The sequence below is a fragment of the Microbacterium sp. AK031 genome, assembly GCF_024807145.1.
GTDB lineage: Bacteria > Actinomycetota > Actinomycetes > Actinomycetales > Microbacteriaceae > Microbacterium.
The window spans coordinates 165,239-182,161 of the sequence record NZ_JANUCA010000008.1; the positions used below are offsets into that span (position 1 = coordinate 165,239).

A 16,923-nucleotide genomic window follows, 5' to 3' on the forward strand; every position below is an offset into this window, starting at 1 on the left:
TAAGCATGGTCACTACCCCGACGGTCGGTTTCATCGGCCTCGGCAGCATGGGCTCGGGCATGTCCTCGAACCTGCAGAAGGCGGGCTACCGCCTCGTTGTCACTGACGTCCGGCCGGAGGCGGCGGCTGCGCTCGTGGAAGGCGGTGCGACGTGGGCTGCGACGGCCGCGGAGGTCGCCGCAGCCAGCGACATCATCATCACGATGCTGCCGACGCCGCGTCACGTCACCGACGTCGTGAGCGGACCGGGCGGGATGCTGGAGGGCATTGCCGACGGCGCCACCTGGATCGACATGTCGACATCGGTGCCGGAGGTGGCCGACCGGGTGCGCGCGGAGGAGGCTGCGCGCGGACTGCGCATCCTCGACGCGCCGGTGAGCGGAATGGCCAAAGGTGCGGCGTCCGGCATGCTGCAGATCTTCGTCGGTGGGGATGCCGCAGACGTCGAACGGGTCCGCCCAGTGCTGGAGGCCATGGGTGACCCGGATCGGATCCTTCATGTCGGCGGTCATGGTGCCGGGTATGCAGTGAAACTGATGATCAACCAGCTGTGGTTCTCGCACCTGGTCGCGACCGCCGAGGTCCTTGCGGTGGGCGTGCGTGCGGGAGTCGACCTGGGGGTGCTGCGTGATTCGCTCATCGCCAGCCCGGCGAACAGCACCTTCGTGGAGCGCGACGTGCTCTCGATCCTCGAGAACGGCGACTACGACGAGGGCTTCGCGATCGCACTCGCCTGCAAGGATCTGGGGCTGTCGATCGATCTGGCGAGGTCGGTCGGCGTGCCTGTCGAACTCTCGTCGCTGGTCGAGCAGGTCTATCGGCGAGCGCGCGCCTCCTACGGCGACAAGGCGGGGGAGATGACGCCGTTCCGGCTGTACGAGGACCTCATCCACAGCGAACTCCGGCTCGCACCCGAACTCGCGCTCGCCGGATCGGAGGAGTCGGCATGACCGCGGATCTCAGCGTGGACGTTCGCGAGAGGTCGCTGCTCGAACGAGTCCCGACGCAGCTGCTCCTCGGCGACGGATGGACGGATGCCGAGGGCGGCGGCACGTTCCCCGTCACGGATCCCTCGACGGGCGAGGTGCTCGCCGAGGTCGCGGACGCCCGGCCGGCTGACGGCGAGCGGGCGCTCGCCGCGGCCGCAGCCGCGCAGGAGAGCTGGGCGGCCACGCCGCCGCGTGAACGCGGCGAGATCCTGCGTCGTGCCTTCGAACTCGTCACCGCGCGAGCCGATGATTTCGCTCTGCTGATGACCCTCGAGATGGGGAAGCCTCTCGCAGAGTCCCGCGGCGAGGTGGCCTACGGTGCAGAGTTCCTGCGTTGGTTCTCGGAAGAAGCGCCGCGGATCTCCGGTCGGTTCGCTATGGCGCCGGACGGAAAGAGCCGCCTGGTGGTGATGAAGACCCCGGTGGGGCCGTCGCTGTTCATCACCCCGTGGAACTTCCCGCTGGCGATGGCGACGCGCAAGATCGCACCGGCGATCGCCGCCGGCTGCACGATGGTGCTCAAGCCCGCAGCGCTCACTCCGCTGACGGCGCTGCTGTTCGCCGAGGTACTGCGGGAAGCGGGGCTGCCTGACGGCGTCCTCACCGTCATCCCGACCACGAGTGCCGGTGCCGTCACGGGTCCGCTCATCCGCGACCCGCGGCTGCGGAAGCTGTCCTTCACCGGCTCCACCGAGGTGGGGCGGCGCCTGATCGCCGACTCCGCGGAGCAGGTGCTGCGCGTGTCGATGGAGCTCGGCGGTAACGCGCCCTTCCTCGTCTTTGATGACGCCGACCTCTCGAAGGCCGTCGACGGTGCAGTGCTGGCGAAGATGCGCAACGGCGGAGAGGCGTGCGTGGCAGCCAACCGCTTCCTCGTGCAACGGGGAGTCGCTTCCGAGTTCACGCGCCGGTTCACCGAGCGCATCGCCGGTTTCCGGATCGGTCGCGGAACGGATGCCGACACCACGATGGGTCCGCTCGTCGACGAGGCGACGCGGAGCAAGGTCGCGGAGCTCGTGGACGGCGCGGTCGCAGACGGTGCCACGCTCGCTCTCGGCGGGCGCGCGGTTCCCGGTGCCGGATACTTCTACGAGCCGACCGTGCTCGCGGACGTGCCGGCAGATGCGGCGATCCTCGAGGAGGAGATCTTCGGTCCTGTCGCACCGATCGTCGTGTTCGACACCGAGGAGGAGGCGATCGAGATCGCCAACCGGACGCCGTTCGGTCTCGTCTCGTTCGCGTACACGTCGGATCTCAACCGCGGGCTTCGCCTTGCAGAGCGACTCGAGACCGGCATGTTCGGCATCAACGCCGGCGTCGTCTCGAACCCGGCTGCTCCTTTCGGCGGTGTCAAGCAGTCCGGCCTCGGACGCGAAGGTGGATTCGAGGGGATCGATGAGTACCTCGAGACGCGATATGTGAACATCGCCGACCCCTTCGCACCGGAAGGCAGCTGAACATGGACATCAGCGATTTCTCCCTTGACCTGTTCTCGCTTCACGGCCGGACGGCCGTGGTCACCGGCGGTAACACCGGATTGGGGCGGGCATTCAGCCTGGCTCTGGCCAAGGCCGGCGCGAACGTGTTCGTGGCCGGTCTCGCAGACGACGACGGCACCACGCGCCGCCTCGTCGAAGCCGAAGGGCGCGAATACGCCTTCCTCGAGGCGGACATCGCCCGTCGTGGTGTGCCGGCCGAGGTCGTCTCCGCCTGTGTCGAGCGTTTCGGATCGCTCGACGTGCTCGTCAACTCGGCCGGCATCGCGCTGCTCGATGATGTCGACGCGTTCGATCGCGACAAGTGGGATCCCATGATCGCGGTCAACCTCACCGCGCCGTTCGAGCTCGCGCACGAGGCGAGCCGCGTCATGCGCGGCCAGGGTCACGGGAAGATCATCAACATCGCCTCGCTGTTCGCGTTCCTCGGTGGGAAGCAGTCGCCCGCGTACGCCGCGACGAAAGCAGGGATCGTCGGCTTCACGAAGGCATACTGCGACGAGCTCGCCGCCGGCGGCATCCAGGTCAATGCGATCGCTCCCGGGTACTTCGCGACCGCGATCACGGCGGCGACCCGTTCCGACCCTGAAGCGAGCCGCCGGATCCTCGAGCACATCCCCGCCGAACGGTGGGGCGACCCTGCCGATCTCATGGGCGCGACGGTGTTCCTCGCCAGCCGCGCCTCGGACTACGTCAACGGACATGTGCTCGTCGTCGACGGCGGCTACCTGGTCCGCTGACCAGCCCCCTTCACACTTCCACCGATTCGACCCACCACTCCTGAAAGCGAAGGCCATACCCATGTCGGCATCACGATCCGCCCTCAGTCGCGACGAGATCGTCACGCGCGTCACCGCGCTCCTCGGCGCCGATGCGGTCGACACAGATCCTCGCGAGCTCGAGCTCGCCAGCGTCGATCGCTTCAAGAAGTACCAGTCCGTGCACGGCATCTTCGACGGACCGATCCCTGCGATCATCGCCTATCCCCGAAACGTCGAGGAAGTCGCCGCGGTCCTGCGCTTCGCGGACGACAACCTGATCAACGTCGTGCCGCGCACGGGGCGGACGGCGACCGAGGGCGGGCTCGAGACGGTAATCGACGACACGATCGTCCTGGATGGATCGCGCATGGACAGCGTCCTCGAAGTGAACGAGACCGACATGACGGTGACGGTGCAGTGCGGTGTGCCGCTGCAGCAGCTCGAGGACGAACTCCGTGAGCGCGGCCTGACGACGGGGCACTCGCCGCAGTCCAAGCCGCTCGCGCAGTACGGCGGGCTGGTCGCGACCCGTTCGATCGGGCAGTTCTCGACGCTCTACGGCGCGATCGAGGACATGGTCGTGGGTCTCGAAGCGGTGTTCCCCGACGGCACGGTGACCCGTATCAAGAATGTGCCGCGTCGCGCGGCCGGTCCCGACATCCGCCACATCATCATCGGCAACGAGGGCGCGCTGTGCGTGATCACCGAGGTGACGGTGAAGGTGTTCCCGTACCACCCGGAGAACACGCGGTTCTTCGGCTTCCTCGTCGATGAGTTCGAGGTCGGCGTCGAGGCGCTGCGCGAACTCGTCACCGCCGGATACCGGCCGTCGGTCTGCCGGGTGTACTCGCCGGAGGACGCGAATCAGCATTTCTCGCACTTCTCCGAGGGAAAGTCGGTCGTCGTGCTCACGGCCGAGGGGCCCGAGCCACTCGCTGCCGCGACGGCCGCCGGCATTGAGGCGGTGTTCGCCGACCGGCCCCATCAGCGGGTCGACTCGGCGCACATCGAGAAGTGGTTCCAGGGCCTCAACTGGGGTCAGGACAAGATCGACGCCGAGAAGGAGGCGATGCTCCGCGACTCGCATCTCGGGTACACGACCGAAGTGTCGATCAACTGGTCGGGCGTGAGCAGCCTCTATCACGCGGTGATCGACCGCATCCGGTCGGAGTACCCGCGTGCGGATCACCTCACTATGCTCGGAGCGCACTCCTCGCACAGCTATCAGACCGGGACCAACCTCTACTTCGTGTACGACTACGACATCGACTGTGAGCCGCGGCAGGAGATCGACCTCTATCACGTGCCACTCAATGCGATCATCGTGGAAGAGGCACTGCGACTGGGAGGTTCGATGGTGCACCACCACGGCATCGGCAAGTACCGCACTCCTTGGACGCGCGAGGAGCATGGCTCGGCGTACCCGATGCTGGAGCGGCTCAAGCAGGTGTTCGATCCGAACGGCGTGATGAACGCGGGGACCATCCTCCCGCTCGAGGCGTGAACACACCTCGCTACGTCGTCGCCATCGACGGCGGGTCGCAATCGACGAAAGTGCTAGTCGTCGACGAGACCGGAACGATTCACGCCTCGGCGCAGCGCAGACTGAGACCGACCGAGTCTCCGTCGCCTGGTCACGTCGTGCATCCCGACGACGATCTCTGGGAATCGATGGTCGAGGCCTGCCGTGAGGCGCTCGGCCGGTTCGAAGGCGATCCGCGCCACATCGTCGGAGTGGGGCTGTGCACGATCCGCTTCTGCCGTGCTCTGCTCGACGAGGACGGTGGGCTCGTCGAGCCGGTGCTCAGCTGGATGGATCAACGCGTGTCGCGGCCGCACGAGCAGCAGGCGCGGGTGAGGTACGTGACGACATCGTCCGGCTACCTGACCCGTAGGCTGACCGGCGAGCGGCGTGACAGCGTCGGCAATCAGCAGGGCATGTGGCCGGTCGATCAGGAGCGGTGGCGCTGGTCCGACGACCCGGACGCCTATGCGCGCACCGGCATGCGTGCGGAGCAGCTGTTCGAACTCATGCAGCCTGGTGAACTTCTCGGCAGGGTCACGGCCGATGCGGCCGCATCGACAGGGCTCCCCGCCGGGCTTGCCGTGTACGCCACCGCGAACGACAAGGCCGTGGAGGCACTCGGTTCGGGTTTGCGCGACGACGACCCCGCGGTGCTTCTCTCGCTCGGCACTTACGTGGCGGCGATGGCGGTGGGGCACGACGCGAACGCGACCGACGAACGCTACTGGACGAACTTCGCGGCGGAGCCGGGGCGGTACCTGTACGAGAGCGACGGCATTCGCCGGGGCATGTGGACGGTGAGCTGGTGGCGGGATCTGCTCGATGCCGGGCAGGGGATCACCGACGACGATCTCAACGCGGGGGCGGGTGATATCGCACCAGGCAGTGACGGGCTGTTCGCCGTCTTGGACTGGCTCGCTCCCGGCGGCGCGACTCACCGGCGAGGAGCGCTGCTGGGATTCGACGGACGTCAGGGCCGATTCCACGTGCACCGGGCCATCCTGGAGGGCATCGCCCTCACCATGCGGGGGCACGTCGACGCGATGGAGGTCGCACTCGGTCGCCGCTTCGAGAGCGTGATCGTTTCGGGCGGGGGGTCGCGCTCAGATCTGATGATGCGCATCCTCGCCGCCGTGTTCGAAAGACCGGTACGACGCAATCGCTTGACGGATGCCGCGGGCATGGGCGCGGCCATCTCCGCGTTCGTCGGGGCCGGAGTGCATTCGTCATGGGGTGAATCGGTCGCCGCGACGGTCCACGGCGCCGACCGATTCGAACCTCAGCCGGAATGGGTGCGTGCGTACAGGCCTGTGCGCGAGGCATACTCGCTGCTGCCGCGGCATCTGGATCCGCTGTTCCTGAAGTGGCAGGCGATCGCCGCGCGCGCATCAGAAGAGAGATAGCTCCCGGGACTTCGCCGGGCATCCCACTTGATTCACTCGACCGGCAGCCGCACCGTGACGATCAGTCCACCGCCGCCGCGCGGCTCCTGCTCCAACGTCCCGCCGTGGGCGCGCGTGATCCCTTCGGCGATGGCGAGGCCAAGGCCGGCGCCCGCATGGGCGGCATCCTTGCTGCGGAAGCGGCCGGCTCCGCGTTGGAACGGTTCCCGCAGGGTGGCGAGGAGGTGGGCGGGGATCACCTCGCCGGTGTTCTCGACGATCATCACAGCACCGTGATCAGCCATCTCGGTGCGCACCTCGACGCTCCCACCCGCCGCGATGTTGTGCACGATCGCGTTGTGGATCAGATTCACGATGAGCTGCTGCAGAAGCGTCGGCGAGCCGTTGGCGAAGGCCGTGGTACCGCGGATGTCGAGCGTCACACCGCATCGATCGGCCAGCGGATGCAGGCTCTCCACTGCTTCTTCCGCCAGGAGCGACAGCTCGACACGCTCGCGCTCGAAGGTGCCGCGATCGGCGCGGGCCAGCAGGAGCAGCGCCTCGGTCAAGGCGATCGCGCGCGTGTTGACGTTCTGCAGTCGGTCGATGAGCACGTCGACGTCGCGGTCGGGATCGTCGCGAGCCACCTCGAGCATCGTCTGCGAGATCGCCAGCGGGGTGCGCAGCTCGTGCGAGGCATTCGATGCGAAGCGCCGCTGCTCCTCGACGTGGGCTTCGAGCCTCGCGAGCATCGTGTCGAACACATCGGCGAGGTCGCGGAACTCGTCCTTCGCGCCGGGCATGTCGACACGATGCGAGAGCGATCCTTCTGACGCCAGACGCGCAGCTTCGTTGAGGCGGGTCAGCGGCGCCAGCATCCGGCCGGCGAGGAACCAGCCACCGATCAGGCCGAGCGCCAGGAGGAAGACGAGCGCGGCGATCGTCGGCGGGACGAATGCGCGCACCAGGTCGGAGCGGTTGGGCACGAAAGGGCCCATGCTCCTGATCTGCCCGTCGGGCACATACCGCAGCAGGAACAGGGCGACCACCGCCAGCAGCAGCGCGCCTGCGATCAACAGGAATCCGGCGTAGCTCAGGGTGAGCTTCACCCGAGCGCTCAGCCCTCTGCGCCTAGCCATCGACGGCATCCGTATCGATCCGGTACCCCACACCCGGCACCGTCAGGATCAACCACGGCTCACCGAGCCTCTTGCGAAGCGACGAGACCGTGATGCGCACGGCGTTCGTGAACGGATCGGCATTCTCATCCCATGCGCGCTCCAGCAGTTCCTCGGCACTGACCACGCCGCCCGCCGCGCTCACGAGCACTTCGAGCACCGCGAACTGCTTCCTGGTCAGCGCGACGTAACGGTCATCGCGGTACACCTCGCGTCGGAACGGATCGAGGCGGATGCCTGCGAGCTCCTGCACCGGCGGGCGCACGTGCGTGCGGCGCCGGTCGAGCGCCCGCAACCGCAGCACGAGCTCACGCATCTCGAACGGCTTGGTGAGGTAGTCGTCCGCGCCCAGCTCGAACCCCGATTCCTTGTCGTCGAGACGGTCAGCGGCCGTGAGCATGAGGATCGGGATGCCGCTGCCGGAGTCGACGATCCATCGGGCGACCTCATCGCCGGAAGGGCCGGGGACGTCGCGATCGAGCACGGCGAGATCGTAGGAGTTGATGCTCAGAAGCTCGAGGGCGGCGTTGCCGTCTCCGGCGATGTCGGCGGCGATGGCCTCCAGCCGCAGCCCATCCCGGACCGCCTCGGCGAGGTAGGGCTCGTCCTCGACGATCAGTACGCGCATGGCCGGGCCTTCATAAGCAGAGATCCTACGCACCCGCGTGTATCGGCAGCGTATGAAGAATCGCATACGGCCTCGTAACCCGTCGCCGGGTTCGCTGGAGGCATGAGAACCACGCATGTGCTCGTCCCTCCGCCGGCTTCGTCCCCGACCATGCGTCGCCAACAGCGCCGCGCCGCGGCCGCGCTCGTCGTCGCCCTCATCGCGCTGGTGGTCGCGCTCGTGCTCGTGGTGGCCAATGGGTCCCGGTCTCTCGCAGAGATCGCCGGCGGGGCCGGGCAGCCGGTCGCGATCGGGTCCCCCGGCGACACGGGATCCGTCCTCACGGCCGAGCACGGATACATCGGCGAGGGCGACGGGCTGTCCGTGTTCGACGAGCAGGCGCCTGCCATCACGCGGCTGAACCCGTCGCTGCTCGACGCGCTTCGTCGAGCAGCGACGGATGCGGAGGCCGATGGTGTCGCCTTCGAAGTCAACAGCGGCTGGCGATCTCCCGAGTATCAGTCCTCTCTGCTGCGCGCTGCGGTCGACGACTACGGTTCGGAGGAGGAGGCCGCGCGCTGGGTCGCGACGGCGCAGACCTCGGCGCATGTGTCGGGGGATGCTGTCGACATCGGTCCGCTCACGGCGACCGACTGGCTCGCACAACATGGCGCGCAGTACGGACTGTGCCAGATCTATGGGAACGAGTCCTGGCACTACGAACTGCGCCAGGATGCGATCGGCGGGGTGTGTCCTGCTTCGTTCTCCGATCCGACCGAGGATCCGCGGATGCAGGGATGATCGAACGATCCGACGCTGCGGGGTTGCCCCTCGCCGTGCGGCGGACGAACATGGCACCATGACTGAGCAGATCGAGGAGGAGTTGCTGGAACTCGAGCATCAGGGATGGCGTTCGCTCTGCGACGGGACGGGGAGTGACTTCTACGGGGCGCTCATGACCGAAGACGGTGCGATGCTGCTGGCGACGGGGCTGTCGATGAATCGCTCAGAGGTCATCGCGTCGCTGGCGGATGCTGCGCCGTGGGAGCGGTACGAGATCATCGAGCCGCGGCTGCTCACCCTCGCTGATGGCGCGTCGACCCTGCTGTACACGGGGCGGGCGTTCCGCATGGGCGGAGAGCCTTTTGTCGCCTTGATGGCCAGCACCTATGTGCGCCGCGCCGGTGTGTGGCGGCTCGCGCTCTACCAGCAGACCACCGTCGACTCCGACGGGTCTTCGTCGTGAGCGACGGCACTGTGTGGGCGTCGGCGTCGATCTCCTGGCGTCCGATCGTCGAGGCGGATTTCTCGCTGCTCGCCGACTGGCTGTCGCGACCGCATGCGCACAGGTACTGGCATCACGATTTCACTCCCGAGGGTGTGGCACGCGACTTCGGTCCAGGCACCCGCCGTGAAGAGGCGGGGGAGGATCTGCTCGTGTCGGTGGACGGGCATCCGGCCGCGCTCATGCAGCGCTCGCGCATCGCGGACTACGCCGAGGACTTTCAGGAGCTGAGTGCCATCGTCGACGTTCCGGCCGGTGCGGTGATGATCGACTACTTCGTCGCGGACCCGGCTCAGACCGGACGCGGCCTCGGCAGTACGATCATCCGCGCGATCGTCTCCGACACCTGGTCGAGCTATCCGGACTGCCCTGCGATCATCGTCCCGGTGGTCGCAGGGAACATCGCATCGTGGCGAGCCTTGGAGAAAGCCGGATTCCGGCGCGTGGGTGAAGGCGACATGGAACCGGACAACCCGATCGACGCCCCGCTGCACTTCATCTCGCGGATCGACCGACCGGTCACCGCCGTCTAAAGCCGATCCACCCCGGTCACCGTGACGACGGCCTCGCCCGCCTCGTCCGATGCGGCGAGGTCGATCGTTGCGGAGATGCCCCAGTCGTGGTCGCCCGCGGGGTCGTCGATGATCTGCCGTGCGGTCCAGGTCGAGGCACTCTCGGTGAGCAGAAGCAGCTTGGAACTTCGTGCGTCGGAGCCGGTGAGGATGTCGTCGTGCTCGGCGAAGTACGCATCGAGCGCGTCATTCCAGCCGCCTTCACCGAAAGCCGGATCGAGCGCGGCGAGCGCATCGACGTCTTCGCGGGCGGCGAGCTGCACACGACGGAATAGTTCGTTGCGCACCAGGATGCGGAACGCACGCACATTCGATGTCAGGCGCTTCGGTGCCGGTGGCACGATCGGCTCGTCGTCGTGGCGCGGGAGGTCGACGATGCCGTTGTCGGTTCCGGCGCGCAACTCCTCCCACTCGTCGAGCAGGCTCGAATCGACCTGACGCACGAGCTCGCCGAGCCACTCGATCAGATCGCGGAGATCCTCGTTCTTCAGATCCTCGGGGATCGTCTGCGAGGCCGCCCGGTAGGCATCGGAGAGGTATCGCAGCACGACGCCTTCTGACCGCGCGATCTTGTAGTAGGCGACATATTCCCCGAACGACATGGCCCGCTCGTACATGTCGCGGACGACGGCCTTCGGGTGAAGCTCGAAGTCACGGATCCACGGCTGCGCCGCGCTGTAAGTCTCGAATGCCTGACCCAGCAGCGCTTCGAGCGGCTTGGGGTACGTGATCTGCTCGAGCAGCTCCATGCGCTCTTCGTACTCGATGCCCTCGCGTTTCATCTCCGCGACCGCGTCGCCGCGGGCGAGGAACTCCTGCTGGCTCAGCACCGCGCGCGGATCGTCGAGCGTGGACTCGACGATCGAGATCATATCCAGGGCGAAGGTCGCAGCATCCGGGTCGAGAAGTTCGAACGCGGCGAGAGCGAAGGGCGACAGCGGCTGGTTCAACGCGAAGTTCGGCTGCAGATCGACCGTGAGCGTGATCGTGCCGTCCGTCGACTGCTCGACGATCCCCGATTCCCGCAGCGTGCGATAGATCCCGAGCGCTCGCAGCGCCAGCATCCGCTGTCTCGCCCGAGGTTCGTGGTTGTCGTATACCAGCGCGCGCATATTCCCGAACACGTCGCCACCGCGACCGATCACGTTGAGCATCATCGCGCTAGTGATCTGCATGTGCGAGGTCAGGGTCTCGGGCTCCGCGTCGATCAGTTTGCGGAACGACGGCTCACCCCACGACACGAAGCCGTCCGGCGCCTTCTTGCGGATGATCTTGCGCTTCTTCTTCGGATCATCGCCGGCCTTGCGGATCAGCGCGGCGTTCTCGGTCTCATGCTCGGGCGCCTGGGCGACCACGGTTCCGGCGGTGTCGTAGCCGGCACGCCCCGCACGCCCGGCGATCTGGTGGAATTCGCGGGCATTGAGCTGCCGCATGCGCGTGCCGTCGAACTTCGTCAGAGCAGTGAGCAGTACGGTGCGGATGGGCACATTGATACCGACGCCGAGTGTGTCGGTGCCGCAGATCACGCGCAGCATCCCGCGCTGTGAGAGTTGCTCGACGAGTCGTCGATACTTCGGCAGCATGCCTGCGTGATGAACGCCGATGCCTGCGCGCAGGAACTTGGAGAGCGTTCTGCCGAACGCGGTCGTGAAGCGGAACTCTCCGATCAGCTCAGCGATCTGATCGCGCTGCTCGCGCGTTGCGATCTTCGTGCTCGACAGGGCCTGCGCGCGTTCCATGGCAGCGGCCTGCGAGAAGTGCACGACGTAGATCGGTGCCTGGCCCGTCGTCAGAAGATCTTCGACCGTCTCGTGGATCGGCGTCAGCTCGTAATAGAAGTGCAGCGGCACCGGGCGTTCGACACCCGTCACGGTCGCCGTCTCGCGGCCCGTACGGCGGGTGAGGTCTTCAGCCAGTGCGGTGACGTCTCCGAGCGTCGCTGACATCAGGATGAACTGGGCCTGCGGCAGCGTCAGCAGCGGCACCTGCCACGCCCATCCACGATCGGGGTCGGCGTAGAAGTGGAACTCATCCATCACGACCTGGCCGACGTCGGCCGATGGTCCCTGGCGCAGCGCGAGGTTGGCGAGGATCTCCGCCGTGCAGCAGATGATCGGAGCATCCGCGTTCACGGACGAATCACCCGTGATCATGCCGACGTTCTCGGGGCCGAAGGTGTCGACGAGCGCGAAGAACTTCTCGCTCACGAGTGCCTTGATCGGCGCGGTGTAGTAACTGCGGCGTCCTTCGACGAGGGCGGCGAAGTGCGCGCCGACGGCGACGAGCGACTTCCCGGTGCCGGTGGGAGTCGAGAGGATCAGGTTCTGACCGGAGACGATCTCGATGACCGCCTCGTCCTGTGCCGGATACAACCGGATGCCGGTGCTCTCCACCCATTCGACGAACGCCGTGTAGACGGCATCCGGATCGGAAGCGTCAGGTAGGGTCGCGGAGTCGAGAAGCGAAGGCATGATACTTCGATCATCCCTCACCGCGAGGTCAGGGCTGACGTCCGGGCGCCGCACAACTCCGGAGAATCGGATCGATGCAGCCTCTGCCGCACCGGAACCGAGCCGATCGGCGAAATTTCTCCGGAGTTATGCGGGCCGGGCGCCGGGCAGACGCGCGGGATCGGCGAGCACCTCGAGGCCGATGATCCGTCCGTCCACCACGTCGAAGGTCATCAACGAGACGAGGCGATCCCCGAACATCGCGGCGACGCCGGGCAGCCCATCGATGAGCACCGGTGTCGAATGCGCAGCCAGACGCGCGGCGAGCACGGCTTGCGCGGCGATCTCGTCCCTGCCGTTGAGCGTCTGACGGGTCGTTCCGTATTCGGCGTGCAGCGTCGCGTCCTCGTGCAGCAGACCGAGAAGAGCATCGAGATCGCCTTCCTGCACTGCCGACAACCATGCCTCCACCAACGCGCGCCCGCGGCGACGATCGGCGCGGGCCGGCGCGGATGCTTCGCGCAGCCGTCTTCGCGCTCGCGACGCCAGCTGGCGGGCAGCCGCGGGGGAACGGCCGACAGCATCGGCGACCTCGTCGAACGGCTGCCCGAAGACGTCATGCAGCACGAAGGCGATCCGCTCGGCGGGAGTCAGAGCATCCAAGATCACGAGCAGCGCCACGTTAACGCGATCAGACTGATCGACGAGATCCGCGAGATCCGGCGTAGGATCAGTCGGTTCATCGCGCCACGGCTCGACATTCCACGAGCGCTCGCGGGTCGTTCGCGGCGCGCGGAGCATGTCGAGGCTGATGCGGGAGACGACGGTCGTGCACCAGGCATCGAGGTTGTCGATGGTGGCAGCATCCGATCGGGCGAGACGCAACCACGTCTCCTGAACGGCGTCGTCGGCATCGGCGCTCGAGCCGAGCAATCGCGTCGCAATCGCCCGCAGTCTGGGGCGTGCGTGTTCGAAGCGCTCTGCAAGTTCTTCGTCGTCCATGTCACATCTCCTCGTCGTCACTCGTCATGATCTCGACGGATGCACCGGCGGAAATGCGACAGGCCGGTGCCACAGACGAAAGGACGACGATCATGAGTACACCCATTCTGGTCACAGGAGGCACCGGGAACATCGGGCGGCACACCGTTCCGCTGTTGCAGGCTGCGGGACGCGAAGTCCGCATCCTCAGCCGGCATTCCCGGTCTGCCGAGCCAGGCGTCGAGTATGCAGAAGGAGACACCGTGAAGGGCGTGGGGCTCGATGAGGCGCTGTCGGGCGTCGGGACGGTGCTCCACCTCGCCGGCGGCGCGAAGGGAGACGACGTCGCCGCGCAGAATCTCGTGGCGGCCGCGCGCCGCACCGATGCGCGTCACCTCGTGCTCATCTCGGTGATCGGTGCCGGGCGCATGCCGATCGGCTACTTCAGGATGAAGGATGCCGCCGAGCGTGCGTTCGAGGCATCCGGTATTCCGTTCACGGTGCTGCGCGTCGCGCAACTGCACGACTTCGCGTTGCCGATCGTGAAGGCGCTGTCGAAGATGCGGATCGCACCGCGCGGGCTGCGATTCGAGTCGGTCGGTGTCGAGGAGGTCGCCGCGCGATTGGCCGAGCTCACGCTCGGGTCTCCGGCCGGCCGAGTGGCAGATCTGGCGGGACCGCAGGTGCGGGAGATCGCCCACATGGTGCGTGCATTCGACAGCGCACGCGGGCGTGTGCACCGGCTCTTGCCGATCGGTCTGCCCGGCGCCGTCGGACGTGCGTATCGCGACGGCGACAATCTCGCAGATGGCACGGCCATGCGGGGACGGTCGACATGGGAGGAGTTCCTCGCGAACCGAGAAGCGGGGGTCGTCGCGGCGGTGTGAGCGGGGCGGATGCTGCGGTGGATCACGCCTCGTGCGTAACGCCGCGATCACGGCGACGCCGGCCGACCACGATGCGCACCAGCACGCCGATCGCGACGATCACGCAGAGCGCGGACGTCGTCGACAGGGCGACGCCGAAGTCGGTACCGGCGGCGATGAAGCCCACCGCCAGCGCGCCGATGCCGGTGCCGCAGTCGAAGCCGATGTTCCACACGGCGCTGGCGACATCTCGGTGGCGCGGCCCGACCGCCGCGAACGATTCGATCAGTGTGACGTTCTGCAGCGCGCCATAGGCGATCCCGGTGATCGCCATTCCGCTGACCAGGGCCGCTCCGCTTCCTCCGAGCATCGACCACACGCACAGCGCGAGCCCCACAGCTCCGAGCAGGAGCATCGGCGGCTGGAACGGCAGGTGCCCGAAACGGTCGGCCACGCCGCCGATGAGCCAGCGGGCGGCCGCAGCGCACGCGGTCAGTGCGAACAGCCCGGCGACGGCATACCCGCCGACCTCCGGGAACTGCGGCACGAAGGTGAGCAGCGCCCCGCCCGGAGCGGTGATCGTGAGCAGCACCACGCTCGGGGCGATCAGGGCGATCCACACGCGCGCGCCGGTCCGGTGCGGATGGTGCTCGGCCATGGGTGCGTGTGAGATGCGGTCGAGTCGCCGAGCGAGAAGGAAGGCGGGGACGGTGGCGATCAGTGGAGCTGCACCGACGGCGAACACGACCCAGAAGCCCACGTGATCGGCGATCCACACCGACGTCGGCACGAGCAGGATCTGGGGAGCGGAGATCGACAGGCCGTAGAGGCCGATCGCCCGCCCGCGGCGCGCCGGCTCCACCAGCATCGCCACAGCCGACGACCCGCATACGGTGATCACCGCGAACCCGGCACCGCGCGCTGCAGACAGGGCGAGGATCGCGGGCAGTGCGTCGGTCAGGAGCAGCAGCAGCGATGGCGCACCGAGAAGCGCCACCCCGGTGACGAGCGTCGGCGTCCACCCGAAGCGCCGCAGCGCCGCGGGAACCGTCGTCTGCACGGCGACGGTCGCGGCCATCATCACGGCGTTCACGAGCCCGCCGCCGACTTCGTCCGCGCCGCCCTGCACAGCCCACAGCGGCACGGTCGACACGAGTGAGCCGAAACCGGCGAAGCCGAGTGCCGACATCGACATCAGCGCCAGGATTCCGGGAGTCCTGATCACGCTGCGAGGTGTCGCCGTCACGCCTGTCATATCCGATTCAGCCTACCGAGCGGGTGCGACTGATGGACGAGCGGATGCCGCGGCATCCGCTCTCGGTTCAGGAGGTCGCCGCGCGCAGCGCGATCTCGATCATGTCGCCGAAGGTCTGCTCCCGCTCCTGCGCGGTGGTCTCCGCGCCGGTGACGATGTGGTCGGAGACCGTGCAGATGCTCAGCGCCCGACGGCCGTAGTAGGCCGCCAGCGTGTACAGCCCGCTCGTCTCCATCTCGACGCCCAGGGCGCCATGGGCGACGAATGGCTCGGTCAGCTCTGGGCGCGTGCTGTAGAACTGGTCGCTCGAGAACAGCAGCCCGACGTGCACGGCGGCATCCAGCGACATGGCCTCGCTCGCCTCGACCGCTGCACGCAACAGCGAGAAGTCGGCGACGGGCGCGTAGTCGAGTCCGTTGAATCGCACGCGATTGATTCCGGAGTCGGTGCACGCACCGTTCGCGATGATGATGTCGCGCACGGCGAGGCGCTCGGTCAGCGCACCGCATGACCCGACCCGCACGATCGTCTGCACGTCGTAGTCCTTGAACAGCTCAGTCGCGTAGATCGCCATCGACGGCTGGCCCATGCCCGATCCCTGCACGGAGATGCGGTGTCCGTTCCAGGTGCCGGTGAATCCCAGCATCCCGCGGGTCTCCGAATACAGCTGCGCATCCGTGAGGAACGTATCGGCGATCCACTTCGCACGCAGCGGGTCGCCGGGGAACAGGACGATGGGGGCGATCTGACCGTGTTCTGCGGCGATGTGCGTGCTCATCCACTCAGCCTAGAGTCAGCCCTCGCGGCGCCTGACGATCTCGTTGATCCAGATCGGCGCGAAGGGCGAGGTGCACCCCGGCGCGGTCGGATAGTCGGCAAGCACCTGCAGTCGATCACCGATCTCCAGCGCGCGTGCACGCAGGTGCGGGTGGTGGATGCCGATCTGCGCGAGGGTCTCGTTCATCGTCCACTGCGGCCGCGCAGGAGCATCCTTCATGTCGCGCTCGATGCGGTCGAGCAGGTCCTCCAGGTCGAGTCCTTCGGAATTCTTCGCCACGCGCTCGCTGGTCAGCGACCATGCGGCCGCCGCGACCGTCGGATCAGGATCGTCGAACCACCGAAGCCGCATCTCCTCGGCCAGCGGCGACTTCTTGGCGATGTAACTGACGAACCACTCGTTGACCTTCGGCGGTCGTGTCTCGCGCAGCATCGCATCGAGTTCGTCGGCGGTGAACTCCCGCGGCTTGCAGATCAGCAGCGCGAGCAGACGCGGAGCGGTCTCGCCCGTCGACCACAGCTCTTTTGCCAGAGGATGATTCGTCTTGACCTGCTTCGCGAGCGCGCGCATCCTCGACAGGTTGATGCCGTGGTCGTCGCCACGCTTCTCGTTCGCGGCCCGCATCTTCGGATCCTCGAGGGCGGCGAGCTGCTCGAGCACGGCGGGGACGGTCATCGTGTCGGCCATGATCCCAGCCTACGACCGGTGTGCGCGGGTACAGATGTCAGGCGAAGTTACAGATGTCAGCCGAGATCGGCGGATCGCGGCTGACATCTGTGAAATGGACTGACGAGTGTG

16 protein-coding genes are annotated in these 16,923 nt (G+C 67.2%); 9 read left to right on the forward strand and 7 right to left on the reverse strand.

Annotated features, from left to right (window positions below; all coding sequences use genetic code 11):
• Positions 1-5 precede the first annotated feature (5 nt).
• From HDC95_RS14840 to HDC95_RS14860, 5 genes are all read left to right on the forward strand, one after another.
• Positions 6-950, forward strand: a complete 945-nt coding sequence (locus HDC95_RS14840; protein WP_259064392.1) for an NAD(P)-dependent oxidoreductase — start codon at positions 6-8, stop codon at positions 948-950.
• Positions 947-2,446, forward strand: a complete 1,500-nt coding sequence (locus tag HDC95_RS14845; RefSeq protein ID WP_259064393.1) for an NAD-dependent succinate-semialdehyde dehydrogenase — start codon at positions 947-949, stop codon at positions 2,444-2,446. Before HDC95_RS14840 ends, HDC95_RS14845 begins: the two co-directional genes overlap by 4 nt.
• Positions 2,447-2,448: 2 nt before the next feature.
• Positions 2,449-3,225 carry an SDR family oxidoreductase gene (locus HDC95_RS14850; RefSeq protein ID WP_259064394.1) on the forward strand — a complete coding sequence of 259 codons (777 nt, stop codon included), beginning with the start codon at positions 2,449-2,451 and terminating at the stop codon, positions 3,223-3,225.
• Positions 3,226-3,286: 61 nt separating this feature from the next.
• A complete protein-coding gene (locus HDC95_RS14855; RefSeq protein ID WP_259064396.1) occupies positions 3,287-4,750 on the forward strand; it encodes an FAD-binding oxidoreductase in 1,464 nt (487 codons plus the stop codon).
• Complete coding sequence (locus tag HDC95_RS14860; RefSeq protein ID WP_259064397.1) at positions 4,747-6,174, forward strand: FGGY-family carbohydrate kinase; 1,428 nt, start codon at positions 4,747-4,749, stop codon at positions 6,172-6,174. Before HDC95_RS14855 ends, HDC95_RS14860 begins: the two co-directional genes overlap by 4 nt.
• A 32-nt stretch (positions 6,175-6,206) precedes the next feature.
• On the opposite strand, the gene HDC95_RS14865 is transcribed toward HDC95_RS14860, so the two are convergent.
• Together HDC95_RS14865 and HDC95_RS14870 are read right to left on the reverse strand one after the other, a co-directional pair.
• Entirely contained in the window at positions 6,207-7,292 is a 1,086-nt protein-coding gene (locus tag HDC95_RS14865; protein ID WP_259064398.1) for a HAMP domain-containing sensor histidine kinase, read from the reverse strand.
• On the reverse strand, positions 7,285-7,959 hold the full coding sequence (locus HDC95_RS14870) for a response regulator transcription factor (RefSeq protein ID WP_259064400.1): 675 nt from the start codon (positions 7,957-7,959) through the stop codon (positions 7,285-7,287). The genes HDC95_RS14865 and HDC95_RS14870 overlap by 8 nt, the downstream gene beginning before the upstream one ends.
• 102 nt (positions 7,960-8,061) lie before the next feature.
• Here HDC95_RS14870 and HDC95_RS14875 point away from each other — a divergent pair, with 102 nt between their 5' ends.
• From HDC95_RS14875 to HDC95_RS14885, 3 genes are read left to right on the forward strand one after another with little or no spacing between them, the layout of a single operon-like run.
• On the forward strand, positions 8,062-8,739 hold the full coding sequence (locus HDC95_RS14875) for a M15 family metallopeptidase (RefSeq protein WP_259064402.1): 678 nt from the start codon (positions 8,062-8,064) through the stop codon (positions 8,737-8,739).
• A gap of 58 nt (positions 8,740-8,797) precedes the next feature.
• The gene (locus tag HDC95_RS14880) at positions 8,798-9,184 is read left to right on the forward strand and encodes a nuclear transport factor 2 family protein (RefSeq protein WP_259064403.1); all 387 of its coding nucleotides are present in this window, start codon (positions 8,798-8,800) and stop codon (positions 9,182-9,184) included.
• A complete protein-coding gene (locus HDC95_RS14885) occupies positions 9,181-9,756 on the forward strand; it encodes an acetyltransferase (RefSeq protein WP_259064404.1) in 576 nt (191 codons plus the stop codon). Before HDC95_RS14880 ends, HDC95_RS14885 begins: the two co-directional genes overlap by 4 nt.
• Here HDC95_RS14885 and HDC95_RS14890 read toward each other — a convergent pair.
• Positions 9,753-12,266 carry an RNA helicase gene (locus HDC95_RS14890; protein ID WP_259064405.1) on the reverse strand — a complete coding sequence of 838 codons (2,514 nt, stop codon included), beginning with the start codon at positions 12,264-12,266 and terminating at the stop codon, positions 9,753-9,755. The genes HDC95_RS14885 and HDC95_RS14890 overlap by 4 nt on opposite strands.
• Before the next feature lie 126 nt (positions 12,267-12,392).
• Positions 12,393-13,247, reverse strand: a complete 855-nt coding sequence (locus HDC95_RS14895; RefSeq protein ID WP_259064407.1) for a sigma-70 family RNA polymerase sigma factor — start codon at positions 13,245-13,247, stop codon at positions 12,393-12,395.
• A gap of 92 nt (positions 13,248-13,339) precedes the next feature.
• Here HDC95_RS14895 and HDC95_RS14900 point away from each other — a divergent pair, with 92 nt between their 5' ends.
• Positions 13,340-14,113: an SDR family oxidoreductase gene (locus HDC95_RS14900; protein WP_259064408.1), complete on the forward strand. Its 774-nt coding sequence runs from the start codon at positions 13,340-13,342 to the stop codon at positions 14,111-14,113.
• 22 nt (positions 14,114-14,135) lie between these two features.
• Here the strand turns inward: HDC95_RS14900 and HDC95_RS14905 are convergent, their stop codons facing one another.
• The 3 genes from HDC95_RS14905 to HDC95_RS14915 all read right to left on the reverse strand — a co-directional run bounded on the left by HDC95_RS14905 (position 14,136) and on the right by HDC95_RS14915 (position 16,812).
• Complete coding sequence (locus HDC95_RS14905) at positions 14,136-15,347, reverse strand: MFS transporter (protein WP_259064409.1); 1,212 nt, start codon at positions 15,345-15,347, stop codon at positions 14,136-14,138.
• Positions 15,348-15,414: 67 nt separating this feature from the next.
• Positions 15,415-16,125 carry a purine-nucleoside phosphorylase gene (deoD, locus tag HDC95_RS14910; RefSeq protein WP_259064410.1) on the reverse strand — a complete coding sequence of 237 codons (711 nt, stop codon included), beginning with the start codon at positions 16,123-16,125 and terminating at the stop codon, positions 15,415-15,417.
• A 15-nt stretch (positions 16,126-16,140) separates the two neighbouring features.
• Positions 16,141-16,812, reverse strand: a complete 672-nt coding sequence (locus HDC95_RS14915; RefSeq protein WP_259064411.1) for a DNA alkylation repair protein — start codon at positions 16,810-16,812, stop codon at positions 16,141-16,143.
• Positions 16,813-16,923: the final 111 nt, after the last annotated feature.